The sequence below is a fragment of the Mycobacterium sp. genome (assembly GCF_032159775.1).
GTDB lineage: Bacteria > Actinomycetota > Actinomycetes > Mycobacteriales > Mycobacteriaceae > Mycobacterium.
The window spans coordinates 18,584-31,191 of sequence record NZ_JAVHWK010000059.1; the positions used below are offsets into that span (position 1 = coordinate 18,584).

At 66.3% G+C, this 12,608-nt stretch carries 15 protein-coding genes; 1 reads left to right on the forward strand and 14 read right to left on the reverse strand.

What is annotated here, in order from left to right; translation table 11 throughout:
* Positions 1-3: 3 nt before the first annotated feature.
* From nuoK to QOJ24_RS06480, 14 genes are all read right to left on the reverse strand, one after another.
* A complete protein-coding gene (nuoK, locus tag QOJ24_RS06415; protein ID WP_526260150.1) occupies positions 4-303 on the reverse strand; it encodes an NADH-quinone oxidoreductase subunit NuoK in 300 nt (99 codons plus the stop codon).
* A complete protein-coding gene (locus QOJ24_RS06420; protein WP_526260151.1) occupies positions 290-1,072 on the reverse strand; it encodes an NADH-quinone oxidoreductase subunit J in 783 nt (260 codons plus the stop codon). Before QOJ24_RS06420 ends, nuoK begins: the two co-directional genes overlap by 14 nt.
* Positions 1,069-1,677 (reverse strand): NADH-quinone oxidoreductase subunit NuoI, encoded by a 609-nt coding sequence (gene nuoI / locus QOJ24_RS06425; protein WP_526260152.1) that lies wholly within the window; start codon positions 1,675-1,677, stop codon positions 1,069-1,071. Before nuoI ends, QOJ24_RS06420 begins: the two co-directional genes overlap by 4 nt.
* The gene (gene nuoH, locus QOJ24_RS06430; RefSeq protein ID WP_526260153.1) at positions 1,613-2,839 is read right to left on the reverse strand and encodes an NADH-quinone oxidoreductase subunit NuoH; all 1,227 of its coding nucleotides are present in this window, start codon (positions 2,837-2,839) and stop codon (positions 1,613-1,615) included. Before nuoH ends, nuoI begins: the two co-directional genes overlap by 65 nt.
* Positions 2,836-5,226 carry an NADH-quinone oxidoreductase subunit G gene (locus QOJ24_RS06435; RefSeq protein WP_526260154.1) on the reverse strand — a complete coding sequence of 797 codons (2,391 nt, stop codon included), beginning with the start codon at positions 5,224-5,226 and terminating at the stop codon, positions 2,836-2,838. The genes nuoH and QOJ24_RS06435 overlap by 4 nt, the downstream gene beginning before the upstream one ends.
* Positions 5,226-6,551 (reverse strand): NADH-quinone oxidoreductase subunit NuoF, encoded by a 1,326-nt coding sequence (gene nuoF, locus QOJ24_RS06440; protein ID WP_526260155.1) that lies wholly within the window; start codon positions 6,549-6,551, stop codon positions 5,226-5,228. The genes QOJ24_RS06435 and nuoF overlap by 1 nt, the downstream gene beginning before the upstream one ends.
* Before the next feature lies 1 nt (position 6,552).
* Positions 6,553-7,440, reverse strand: a complete 888-nt coding sequence (gene nuoE, locus QOJ24_RS06445) for an NADH-quinone oxidoreductase subunit NuoE (RefSeq protein ID WP_526260156.1) — start codon at positions 7,438-7,440, stop codon at positions 6,553-6,555.
* Positions 7,440-8,771 carry an NADH-quinone oxidoreductase subunit D gene (locus tag QOJ24_RS06450; RefSeq protein WP_526260157.1) on the reverse strand — a complete coding sequence of 444 codons (1,332 nt, stop codon included), beginning with the start codon at positions 8,769-8,771 and terminating at the stop codon, positions 7,440-7,442. Before QOJ24_RS06450 ends, nuoE begins: the two co-directional genes overlap by 1 nt.
* The gene (locus QOJ24_RS06455; protein WP_526260158.1) at positions 8,771-9,484 is read right to left on the reverse strand and encodes an NADH-quinone oxidoreductase subunit C; all 714 of its coding nucleotides are present in this window, start codon (positions 9,482-9,484) and stop codon (positions 8,771-8,773) included. Before QOJ24_RS06455 ends, QOJ24_RS06450 begins: the two co-directional genes overlap by 1 nt.
* Positions 9,481-10,035: an NADH-quinone oxidoreductase subunit B gene (locus tag QOJ24_RS06460; RefSeq protein ID WP_526260159.1), complete on the reverse strand. Its 555-nt coding sequence runs from the start codon at positions 10,033-10,035 to the stop codon at positions 9,481-9,483. The genes QOJ24_RS06455 and QOJ24_RS06460 overlap by 4 nt, the downstream gene beginning before the upstream one ends.
* A complete protein-coding gene (locus QOJ24_RS06465; protein WP_526260160.1) occupies positions 10,026-10,397 on the reverse strand; it encodes an NADH-quinone oxidoreductase subunit A in 372 nt (123 codons plus the stop codon). Before QOJ24_RS06465 ends, QOJ24_RS06460 begins: the two co-directional genes overlap by 10 nt.
* A 166-nt stretch (positions 10,398-10,563) precedes the next feature.
* A complete protein-coding gene (locus QOJ24_RS06470) occupies positions 10,564-10,965 on the reverse strand; it encodes an Rv3143 family two-component system response regulator (RefSeq protein ID WP_526260161.1) in 402 nt (133 codons plus the stop codon).
* 48 nt (positions 10,966-11,013) lie between these two features.
* A complete protein-coding gene (locus tag QOJ24_RS06475; protein WP_526260162.1) occupies positions 11,014-11,550 on the reverse strand; it encodes a YceI family protein in 537 nt (178 codons plus the stop codon).
* 13 nt (positions 11,551-11,563) lie between these two features.
* Complete coding sequence (locus QOJ24_RS06480) at positions 11,564-11,950, reverse strand: nuclear transport factor 2 family protein (RefSeq protein ID WP_526260163.1); 387 nt, start codon at positions 11,948-11,950, stop codon at positions 11,564-11,566.
* Between the two features lie 28 nt (positions 11,951-11,978).
* On the opposite strand from QOJ24_RS06480, the gene QOJ24_RS06485 reads away from it, so the two are divergent.
* Positions 11,979-12,608 (forward strand): class I SAM-dependent methyltransferase, encoded by a 630-nt coding sequence (locus tag QOJ24_RS06485; protein ID WP_526260164.1) that lies wholly within the window; start codon positions 11,979-11,981, stop codon positions 12,606-12,608.

Genomic DNA, 12,608 nt, shown 5'->3' on the forward strand with positions numbered 1-12,608 from the left:
GCCTTAGTTTTTCAGCAGGCTGGCGTCGTCGACCGAGGCCGAGCGGCGGGTGCGGAAGATGGTCATGATGATGGCGAGGCCGACGACGACCTCGCAGGCCGCGACCACCATGGTGAAGAACGCCACCACCTGGCCGTCGAGTTGCCCGTGCATGCGGGAGAACGATACGAAGGCGAGGTTGGCCGCGTTCAGCATCAGCTCAACGCACATGAACATGATGATCGCGTTGCGGCGCAGCAGAACTCCTGAGGCCCCGATCGTGAACAGCAGGGCGGACAGATAGAGATAGTTATCGGGATTCATTGTCCACCTCCTTCGCGCCGGATTCATCCACGTCCACGTTCCGTCGTTGCAGGACCGCCGCGACCGACATCGCGGAGCCCGAACCGTCAGGCAGCCGTGCCTCGATGTCCACGGCGTTGTGCCTGGCGAACACACCGGGACCCGGCATCGGTGTCGGATGCCCGCCGGGCCGGAACCGTTCCTCGGCGAGTTCGCGCTGGGTCTTGGCCTGCTCGAAGCGCTCCCGGTGCGCCAGCACCATCGCCCCGAGTGCAGCGGTGATCAGCAGCGCGCCGGTCAGCTCGAACGCCCACAGGTAGCGGGTGAAGATGAGCGCAGCGAGACCTTCCACATTGGAGCCGCTGTTGGCCTCGGGCAGGCCGGTGAAGCCCGCGACCGAAAGGTTGCCGATGCCGGCGATCAGCAGGACGCCGAATCCGACGCCCGCGAACAGCGCCGCATAGCGTTGGCCGCGAATGGTTTCCACCAGGTCTTCCGACAGGTCGACGCCGATGAGCATCAGCACGAAGAGGAACAGCATCATCACCGCGCCGGTGTAGACGACGACCTGGACGATGCCGAGGAACAGCGCCTCCTGTGCGATGTAGAGCACCGCGAGCGAAATCATCGTCACCGCAAGGAAAATGGCGGAGTACACGGCCTTGGGTGCGGCCACCACACCGACGGCGCCGAGCAGCGCGACCGCGCCGACGATCCAGAACGTCACCGCTTCGGCGGTCGAGGTATGACCCGCGGAATCGGCGGCCAGCGCGACGATCTCGACGGTCACCGGACATCCTCGGCGACTTTTTGCGCTTCGCGCCAGCTGTCGATGGGCGTGATGTTGCCGAGGTAGTAGTCCTCGTCGGTGCTTCCGGGCTGCATCGGATGCGGTGGCGCCACCATCCCCGGTTGCATCGGTGCCAGCAGTTTGTCCTTGCCCCAGATCAGGTCGGCGCGGTTGTCGTCGGCCATCTCGTATTCGTTGGTCATGGTCAGCGCGCGGGTCGGGCAGGCCTCGATGCACAGCCCGCAGCCGATGCACCGCAGGTAGTTGATCTGGTAGACGCGGCCGTAGCGCTCACCGGGCGAGAACCGCTCGTCGGGCGTGTTGTTGTCGCCTTCGACGTAGATCGCGTCGGCGGGGCAGGCCCATGCGCACAGCTCGCAGCCGATGCACTTCTCCAGACCGTCGGGGTACCGGTTGAGCTGGTGGCGGCCGTGATACCGCTTCGCTACCGGCCCGGGCTTCTCCGGGTACTCCTCGGTGATCGGCTTCTTGAACATGGTGGAAAACGTGACCCCGAAACCTGCAAGGGCGTCCAGGAATTTAGGCATCGGCTTTCTCCTTGGCGGTCGGCCCCGGTATCGGCGGTATCGGGAAGGCGCCCGCATCGACGGTTTGGACCGGAATCGTTCGGACGGTGTTGACCCGCATGGAGCGCCACAGCAGCACGGCGACCAGGAGCGCGAAGACGGTGCCTACGACGATCAGCCCGTTGGCCCACGCCGTGTAGCCCTCGGTGCGCAGGCTGCGCGTGGTGGCCACGATGGCGATCCAGACCAGCGAGACCGGGATGAGAACCTTCCAACCCAGCGCCATGAACTGGTCGTAGCGCAGACGCGGCAGGGTGGCGCGCAGCCAGAAGTAGAAGAACAGGAATGCCCACACCTTGGCGGTGAACCACAGCAGCGGCCACCAACCGGTGTTGGCGCCGTCCCACATGCTGATCGGCCATGGAGCGTGCCAGCCGCCGAGGAACATCGTGGTGGCAAGCGCCGACACCGTCGTCATGTTGACGTACTCGGCGAGCATGAACATCGCGAACTTCAACGACGAGTACTCGGTGTGGAAACCGCCGACCAGTTCGCCCTCGGCTTCCGGCAGATCGAATGGCGCGCGGTTGGTTTCGCCGACCATCGACGTCAGGTAGACCAGGAAGGACGGTAGCAGAAGGAAGATGAACCAGCGGCCGTCCTGCGCGGCCACGATGCCGGACGTGGACATGGTGCCCGCGTAGAGGAAAACCGCGGCGAAGGACAGCGCCATGGCGATCTCGTAGGAGATCACCTGCGCCGACGACCGCAGCCCGCCGAGCAGGGGATAGGTCGATCCCGACGCCCAGCCGGCCAGCACGATGCCGTACACCCCGATCGACGTCACGGCCAGGATGTACAGCACCGCCACGGCCAGATCGGTCAGCTGCAGCGGTGTCTTGTGGCCGAACACCGAGACCACCGGCCCCATCGGGATGACGGCGAAGGCCATGAACGCGGGCACTGTCGAGATCACCGGCGCCAGCAGATAGATGGGCTTGTCAACGCCTGCGGGAACCAGGCCTTCCTTCAGGCCCAGCTTCAGGCCGTCGACGAGCGATTGAAGCAAACCCTTGGGGCCGACGCGGTTGGGACCGAACCGCATCTGCATGCGGCCCAACAACTTTCGTTCGATCAAGATGGCCGCCAACACCGTCAGCAGCAGGAACGCGAAGACCCCGACCGACTTGACCAGGATCAGCCAGATGGGGTCGTGGCCGAAGGCCGAAAGGTCCGTCATAGTTGCGTCCGCCCGATCGAGACCACGGCGCCCGCGGTCACAGCCAGTTGTTGGTGCACCGCAGATCCCGGCGAGTTCAGCGGCAGCCACACCACCCGGTCATCCATGTCGGTGATCTCGAGCGGCAAGGTGACCTCGCCCCTGTTGGTTGCGACGGTCACCGGATCTCCTTCGGCCGCACCGATTTCGGCCGCGGTCGCAACCGAGAGCCGCGCCACGGGGGTGCGGGCGGTTGCTGCGAGAAACGGTTCACCGTCCTGCAGTCGGCCCGAATCCAGCAGCATCCGCCACCCGATGAGTACCGCCTCGCCCTTGCCGGGTGCAGCGGTCTCGGCCGCGGCGATGCTCGGTGCGCTCGGCCATGTGCCGCCCCACCAGCCGAGCGTGGCGAGTTCTTCAGCGGCTGTCGCCGCGTCCGGCAGGCCGAGGTCGACGCCGATCTCGTCGGCGAGTGTGTACAGCACCCGTAGATCGGGTGTCGCATTGCTGACGAGCGAGGGTCCGAAAGGCCGAGCTCGGCCTTCCCAGTTGACGAAGGAGCCGGCCTTCTCCACGACGGGCGCGACCGGGAACACCACGTCGGCGAGGTCGGTGACCGCGCTTTCCCGCAACTCGAGGCTGACGACGAAGGGCGCGGCCTCGATTGCGGCCAGTGCGGCGTCGGGATCGGGGAGATCGGCGAGTTCGATCCCACCGATCAGCAGCGCACCCAGTTCACCGCTCGACGCCGCGGCCAGGATGCCGGCTGTGTCACGTCCGACGGTGTCCGGCAGGTCGGAGACGTGCCACGCGGTTGCGGTCTGCTCCCGTGCCGACGCATCGGCGAGGGGACGGCCGCCGGGCAACAGGTTCGGCAGAGCGCCGGCCTCGAGGGCGCCGCGATCGCCTGCGCGGCGCGGTACCCAGCCGAGCCGGGCTCCGGTTGCCGCCGCCAATCTGCTTGCCGCCGAGAGCGCGCCCTGCGACGTTGCGAGTCGCTCCCCGACGAGAATGATCGCGCCGGGCTGGTTGAGCAGCGTCTCTTCGGCCAACTCGTCCAGCGCCGCCGCTTCGGCACCTGGCGTCGCGCGAATGAGCCTGCCGGACATCTTGGTCAGGCCGCGGGTGGCGAACGGAGCGACGGCGAGCACCTGCACACCGTTGTTCCGGGCGGCCTTGCGCAGCCTCAGGAAGACGATCGGCGACTCCTCTTCCGGCTCGAAGCCGGCGAGCAGCACCGCGGGCGCCTTCTCCAGGTCGGCGTACGTGACGTTCATCGGCCTGCCCGCGACTTCGGCTGCCAGGAACTCCGCTTCCTCGTCACTGTGTGCGCGGCTGCGGAAGTCGATGTCGTTGGTGCCCAACACCATCCGGGCGAACTTCGAATACGCGTAGGCGTCCTCAATGGTGCTCCGGCCGCCCACAAGCACGCCGGCCCTACCTGCTGCCGCCGCGAGCCCCGTCGCCGCTACCCGCAGCGCTTCCGACCACGACGCGGAACGCAGCTTGCCGTCGTCTTCGCGGATCTGCGGTGTGGTGATTCGGTCACCGACTCCTGCATAGGTGAACGCCCACCGGCCCTTGTCGCAGTTCCACTCCTCGTTGACCTCCGGGTCATCGCCGGCCAACCGGCGCAACACCTTTCCGCGCCGGTGGTCGGTGCGCTGGGCGCAGCCCGAAGCGCAGTGTTCGCAGGCGCTCGGGCTGGACACCAGATCGAACGGCCGGGCCCGGAACCGGTAGGCCGTGTTAGTGAGGGCCCCCACCGGACAGATCTGCACGGTGTTGCCCGAGAAGTACGACGAGAACGGCTCGCCCGGCGCGATGCCGACCTGCTGGAGCGCACCACGCTCCAACAGTTCGATGAATGGGTCGCCGGCGATCTGCTGGGAGAACCGGGTGCACCGCGCGCACAGCACGCATCGCTCCCGGTCCAGCAGCACCTCCGCCGATATCGGGATCGGTTTGGGGAAGGTGCGTTTGACGTCTTCGAAGCGTGTCTCGGCCCGGCCGTTCGACATCGCCTGGTTCTGCAGTGGACACTCGCCGCCCTTGTCGCAAACCGGGCAGTCCAGCGGATGGTTGATCAGCAGAAGCTCCATCACACCGTGCTGGGCTTTGTCGGCGGCCTCCGAGGTGAGCTGGGTGCGCACCACCATGTCGGGGGTGCAGGTGATGGTGCAGGAGGCCATCGGCTTGCGCTGGCCCTCGACCTCGACGAGGCACTGCCTGCATGCGCCGACGGGGTCGAGCAACGGATGGTCGCAGAACCGCGGGATCTGTACGCCGATCAGCTCCGCCGCGCGAATCACCAAGGTGCCCTTGGGCACGCTGATCGGCACGTCGTCGATGGTCAGGTTCACCATCTCCACCGCCGGTGCATCCCGGGTCGGTTCGGTCATCGTCATCAGGCACCCACCTCCTCGGTCGCCATCAGTGTCGAGGCATGCGGATCGAACGGGCAGCCGCCGTCCAGATGCGCGACGTACTCGTCACGGAAGTATTCGATCGACGACAGGATCGGACTCGCCGCACCATCACCCAAGGCGCAGAACGACTTCCCGAGAATGGTGTCGGAGATGTCCAGCAGCTTCTGGATGTCGTCTTCGGTGCCGAGGCCCGTTTCCAGCCGTTCGTAGATCTGGCTGAGCCAGTAAGTGCCCTCGCGACAGGGGGTGCACTTGCCGCACGACTCGTGGGCGTAGAACTCCGTCCACCGCCGCACCGCACGCACCACGCAGGTGGTCTCGTCGAAGATCTGCAGCGCCTTGGTGCCGAGCATCGATCCGGCGCCGGCCATGCCTTCGTAATCCAGTGGCACATCAAGGTGTTCGTCGGTCAGCAGCGGCGTCGATGAACCGCCCGGCGTCCAGAACTTCAACGAGTGGCCGGCGCGCACCCCGCCCGCGTAATCGAGGAGTTCGCGCAACGTGATGCCGAGCGGAGCCTCGTACTGGCCGGGGTTGGTCACATGTCCCGACAGCGAGTACAGCGTGAAGCCAGGCGACTTCTCGGATCCCATCGAACGGAACCAATCGATCCCGTTCAGCATGATCGGCGGAACGCTCGCAATGGATTCGACGTTGTTCACCACCGTGGGGCAGGCGTACAAACCTGCCACTGCCGGAAACGGTGGCCGCAGCCTCGGCTGGCCGCGCCTACCCTCGAGCGAGTCGAGAAGCGCGGTCTCCTCGCCGCAGATGTAGGCGCCCGCCCCCGCGTGCACGACCAACTCGAGGTCGAAGCCCGAGCCGTTGATGTCGGTGCCGAGGTAGCCGGCTTCATAGGCCTCGGCGACGGCGGCCTGCAATCGCCGCAGCACCGGAACCACCTCGCCACGCACATATATGAACGCGTGGTGCGCCCGAATCGCGTATGCGGCGATGATGGCGCCCTCAACCAGGAAGTGCGGCGTCGTCAGGATCAGCGGCATGTCCTTGCACGTACCGGGTTCCGACTCGTCGGCGTTGATCACCAGGTAGTGCGGCTTCGCGCCGGCGCCGGTGTCGTCCTGCGGGATGAACGACCATTTGGTTCCGGTCGGGAAGCCCGCGCCGCCGCGGCCGCGCAGACCGGAGTCCTTCACCAGCGCGATGACCTGGTCCGGATCCATCGCCAGCGCTTTCTCCAGCGCGCGGTATCCGTCGTGGCGACGGTAGGTGTCCAGCGTCCAGGGTTCGGGATCGTCCCAGTACCGGCTGAATACGGGTGTCAGGGGAGTAGCAGGTGCCATGTCAGTCGCGTGAATCCGTCTTGCTCGGGTCGGTTTCGGTGGTCGCCGGTTCGGCGGGCACGGTTGCCGACGGGCCCGGTGCCGGTTCGTTTTTGGTGGCCTCGACGGCCTCGCCCTTCGTGCCGTCGGACTTCGGCTGCGACGCGGGCTCGGCGTCGGCCGGTGGCGCCTCCATGTGGAGCTCGCGGGCGACCCGCAGCCCGGCCAGCGTGGCCGCCGGCACTTGTCCGTCCGCCGTGATTGGACGGGCGTCGGGCAGTCCAGCGAGGACGCGGGCGGTCTCCCGGAATGTGCACAGCGGCGCGCCTCGGCTCGGCAAGGGCGGCTCGCCTGCTCGCAGCGAGTCGACGAGATCCCTTGCAGAGGACGGGGTTTGGTTGTCGAAGAACTCCCAGTTGACCATCACGACGGGTGCGTAGTCGCACGCCGCGTTGCACTCGATGTGTTCGAGGGTGACGCGTCCGTCGTCGGTGGTCTCGCCTGCGTGGACGCCCAGGTGGTCCTGCAGCGAATCGAGGATCGCGTCGCCGCCCATGATCGCGCACAGCGTGTTCGTACACACGCCGACCAGGTACTCGCCGGTGGGAGTGCGCCGGTACATCGAGTAGAACGTGGCGACCGCGGTCACCTCGGCCTCGGTCAGGTCGAGCCGGCCCGCGCAGAACGCGAGCCCGGCCTTGGTGAGGTAGCCGTCTTCGGCCTGCACGAGATGCAGCAGCGGCAGCAGAGCCGACCTCGGCCGCGGGTACTTGGCGATGATCTCCTGCGCGGCGGCTTCCAGCTGCGCCGTGACGTCGGCCGGGTATGCCGGTTGGCCGCCGATCGGGGGACCCGCCTCGTCGGGGCGCTGACCGAGTTCGATGAACACATGGGAACCGTTGGTACTCATTAGCGGTCCACGCCACCCATCACCGGATCGATGGACGCGACGGCGGAGATCGCATCGGCGACCATGCCGCCCTCGCAGGTGGCCGCAACGGCCTGCAGGTTGGTGAACGAAGGGTCGCGGTAATGCACGCGATACGGCCGTGTGCCGCCGTCCGAGACCATGTGCACGCCCAGTTCGCCGCGCGGTGACTCCACCGCGACGTAGACCTGTCCCGGCGGCACCCGGATGCCCTCGGTGACGAGCTTGAAGTGGTGGATCAGGCCCTCCATGGAGTGGCCCATGATCTTCGCGATGTGCTCGGGGGAGTTGCCGAGCCCGTCGGGGCCGAGCTTCAGGTCGGCAGGCCAGGCCAGCTTCTTGTCGTCGATCATCACCCGCCCTGAGGTCTTCTCGAGACGCTCCACGCACTGCTCGATGATCTTCAACGCCTCGTGCATCTCCTTGACCCTGATCAGGTACCGGCCGTAGGCGTCGCAGCCCTCATCGGTGATCACGTCGAAGTCGTATGTCTCGTAGCCGCAGTACGGCTGCGACTTGCGCAGGTCGTGGGGCAGGCCGGTGGAGCGCAGCACCGGGCCGGTGATCCCCAGCGCCATGCATCCGGTCAGATCGAGGTAGCCGATGCCCTGGGTGCGGGCCTTCCAGATGTAGTTTTCGGTGAGAAGGTCCTCGAGGTCCTTCAGCCGCTTGGGCATCAGCTTGAGCATGTCGCGGATCTGCGGAAGTGCCTCGTCGGGCAGGTCGGCTGCCAGCCCGCCGGGCCGGATGTAGGCGTTGTTCATCCGCAGCCCGGTGATCGTCTCGAAGATCGACAGGATCTGCTCGCGCTCGCGGAAGCCGTAGAACATCGCGCCCATGGAGCCCAGCTCCATGCCGCCGGTGGCCAGTGCGACCAGGTGGCTCGAAATGCGGTTCATCTCCATCATCATCACGCGGATGATGCTCGCGCGTTCGGGGATGTCGTCGGTGACCCCGAGCAGCTTCTCGACCCCGAGGCAGTACACCGTTTCGTTGAACAGCGGTGAGAGGTAATCCATTCGGGTGACGAACGTGACGCCCTGGGTCCAGGTTCGGTATTCCAGGTTCTTCTCGATCCCGGTGTGCAGGTAGCCGATTCCGCAGCGGGCCGAGATGATCGTCTCGCCTTCGATCTCGAGGATCAGCCGCAGCACGCCGTGCGTCGACGGGTGCTGCGGGCCCATGTTGACGACGATCCGTTCGCCCGCGTCTGCCTTGGCGGCCGCGCTGACCACCTGGTCCCAGTCCTCACCGCCGACGATGACGACGGTGTCGGATCCCCCGCTCTCCGGCGGGGTGTTCGCGTGACTCATCAGCTGTATGCCCTCCGCTCGTCGGGCGGCGGTATCTCGGCGCCGTGGTACTCGACAGGGATGCCGCCCAACGGATAGTCCTTGCGCTGCGGGTGCCCGACCCAGTCGTCCGGCATTTCGATGCGGGTCAGGGAGGGATGACCGTCGAAAATGATCCCGAAGAAGTCGTAGGTCTCGCGTTCGTGCCAGTCGGTAGTGGGATAGACGCGAAACAGCGACGGGATGTGCGGGTCGGCGTCCGGTGCAGTGGTCTCCACCTGGATCCGCCGGTTGTGCGTGATGGACAACAGCGGGTACATAGCGTGCAGCTCGCGGCCGCTGTCGGCCGGGTAGTGCACGCCGCTGACGCCGAGGCTCAGCTCGAAACGCAGGCCCGGGTCGTCGCGCAGCGCCTGCATCACCGCGGCAAGCTGCTCGCGGCGCACCTCCAGGGTCAGCTGGTCGCGGTGCACCACCACCCGCTCGATCGCGGCCTCGAAGGCATCCTCGCCGAGTACGTCGGCCAGGGCGTCGACGACCTCGTCGAAGTAGCCGCCGTACGGGCGCGGCGAGCTGCCCGGCATCGAGACTTCGCGAACCAGCCGGCCGTAGCCGGAGGTGTCGCCGGAGCCCTCGGGGCCGAACATGCCACGGCGAACGCCGACGACTTCCTTCTCGCCGTTATCGCCGGTGCCGGTGGGGAAGCTCTCGGGAGCATCCGAGGGAGTCGTCACCGCAGCAGGCCCTTCAGTTCGATGGTCGGCGTGACCGCCAGCGCCGCCTTCTCTGCTTCGCGGACGGCCTCCTCACGGTTGACGCCGAGCGGCATCTCCTGGATCTTGTCGTGGAGTTTCAGGATCGCGTGCAGCAGCATCTCTGGCCGCGGCGGGCATCCGGGCAAGTAGATGTCCACCGGAACGACGTGGTCAACGCCCTGGACGATCGCGTAGTTGTTGAACATCCCGCCGGACGACGCGCAGACGCCCATCGACAGGACCCATTTGGGTTCGGCCATCTGGTCGTAGACCTGGCGCAGCACCGGGGCCATCTTCTGGCTGACCCGTCCGGCGACGATCATCAGGTCGGCCTGCCGGGGAGTCGCGGAGAACCGCTCCATGCCGAACCGGGAGATGTCGAACCGCGGGCCTGCGGTGGCCATCATTTCGATGGCGCAGCAGGCTAGGCCGAACGTGGCAGGCCACAGGGAGCCCTTGCGGACATAGCCCGCCAGCTTCTCCACCGTCGTCAGCAGGATGCCGCTCGGTAACTTCTCTTCTAGTCCCAATTCAGGCCTCCTCGGCGCCAGACATAGGCGTACGCGACGAACACGGTGGCCATGAACATGAGCATCTCGACCAGCGCGAATACCCCGAGACTGTCGAAGGCGACGGCCCACGGGTACAGGAACACAATCTCGATGTCGAAGACGATGAAAAGCATCGCGGTCACGTAATACTTCATCGGAAACCGCTGGCCCGCGGCCGCGGGATTGGCCAATTCGGGCAGCGGCTCGATGCCGCACTCATAGGCCTCGAGCTTGGCGCGGTTGTAGCGCCGAGGCCCGCCGAGGAGCGCGGCGACGACCGAGAACACGGCAAACCCGGCGGCGATCGCGCCGAGTACCAGGATGGGTAGATACAGGTTCATGCAGGTGTGACTGCTCCCTCGTGGGCATTCCGATGTGAGCTGACCCACAGCCTAGCGGGGTTTTAAATGCAGCCTGCAACTCGGGGTTACTATCGCTTCAGGTTGCAAACCGCCGGGTTTGGCGTGCCGCGAAGAGCCAACGGCGGCAGCACCTTTGGTCCAGCGGCTATTGAACGGGCGCCCGCAGCAGAGTCGTCACGGCCTCGCCCAAACGGATGGGGTCGATCGGGTGCGGAACCGCGGCCTCGGCGCGCGACCAGTTCGCCAGCCAGGCGTCGTCGGCGCGCCCGGTGAGCACCAGGATCGGTGGGCAGTCGTCGATCTCGTCCTTGAGCTGCTTGGCAATTCCCATACCGCCGACGGGCGTGGCTTCGCCGTCGAGGATGACGAGATCGAATCCGCCCTCGTCCATCTGCTCGATCACCATCGCCCCGGTGGCCACGTCGAGGTAGGTCAGCTCGGGCAGGTCCGGGTGCACGCGCTTGCCCAGCGCCGACCGGACCTGTTCGCGAGTCCTCGGGTTATCGCTGTAGACGAGAATTCGCAGCGGCCGAGATGATTCGGGCATGCGCCAGATGCTAAACCACGCAGTTGTCCGGCCGGCGACGCCGGCGAGCTAGGCCCCGGCGCGGCGGAACACCACGTCGCCCGAAAAGGTGGCGTTGTCGCCGATCATGCCCATCATGTTGCCGTCGACGCCGAAGTCCTGGCGGTTGACCGTTCCCTGGGTGGTGACCCGCATCGCGCCGTCGCCGACGGGGGTCACCTTCGTCTTGAGGTCCACCGGTTTCGTTGTGCCCCTGATGGTCAGCTGGGCATGCAGGTTGATGGTGTCGGCGTCGAGCGGGTCTGCGCCCGAGACGACCACGTTGATGTCGGGAAACTTCTCCGCCTCGAAGAAATCGCCGGAGTGAAGATGTGTGTCACGTTTGCCGATACCGGTGCGCAGTGACGCGGCCTTGATGTCGAGCTGTCCGGAAACCGTTTGGGGAGCGGTAATTTCGCCGCCGCCGCTGAACTCGGTGAAGCGCCCCTTGACGGGCACGACACCCCACATCGACTTGGCCTTCACCGTTATCGTGGATTGATCGGAGACGACGGTCCATGTCCCGGCCGATGCCGGGTCACTGAGAAACTCGCTGAGGCTCGCCATGTCACACTTCCTGTCAGTTGGTCGAATCGAGCAGTGGGGCGATCGCCGCCGGGTCGAAGTACTCGTCGATGCGACTGATCAGCCCGTTGGCCCCCACCTTAATGACGATGCAGACCCGCATCGAGATCGATCCGCCGTTTCGCCCCGTCGCGTGCAGCACATGCTGCTGGACGAATCCACCGTCGAAGAACTGGCGGTCGAGAATCTCGTAACGGCGTTCGGTGGTGGCGTCCATGAACCAGAAGATGACCCGCAGTGCGCGCGTCTTGACCTGCTCTTGCGGCTCAGCGGACTTCCAGACCAGGACGTCGTCGTCCCAGAGTGCCCCGACGGCGTCGGCGTCGCCCCCCTCGATGGCCGCGAAGAGCCGCTGCGCGACGTCGGCGACGGTTGACCTCAAGTTTGGTTGAGGTAGAACACTGTCAGTCATGGATACGACACCCGCCATCTCTCGTTTCGATGAGTTCTACAAAACCACCACCCCGCCGTGGGTGATCGGCGAACCGCAACCTGCGGTCGTCGAACTGGAGAGGGCCGGCCTGATCCGTGGAAGGGTGCTCGACGTCGGCTGCGGAACCGGCGAGCACACGATCCTGCTCACTGGGCTCGGCTACGACGTGCTCGGCATCGATTTCGCGCCGGAGGCGGTCGAGCAGGCCCGGCGCAATGCCGATGCCAAGGGCGCGGGGCCGCGGTTCGAGGTCGCCGACGCGATGAACCTTCCCGCCGAGCCGCGTTACGACACCATCCTCGACAGTGCGCTGTTCCACATCTTCGACGACACCGATCGCCCGAAATACGTCGCCAGCCTGCATGGCGCGTGCCTGCCCGGTGGCGTCGTGCACGTCCTCGCGCTGTCCGACCAGGGCCGCGGCTTCGGGCCGGAAGTCAGCGGCGAGACGATCAGGGACGCGTTCGGCGACGGATGGGAGCTCGAAGCGCTCGAGCCGGCCACCTATCGCGGTGTGGTCACCGAGGTGCACGCCGACGCCATCGGGCTGCCGATCGGCAGCCGCGTCGATGAGCCTGCATGGCTGGCCAGGGCTCGTCGCCTCTGA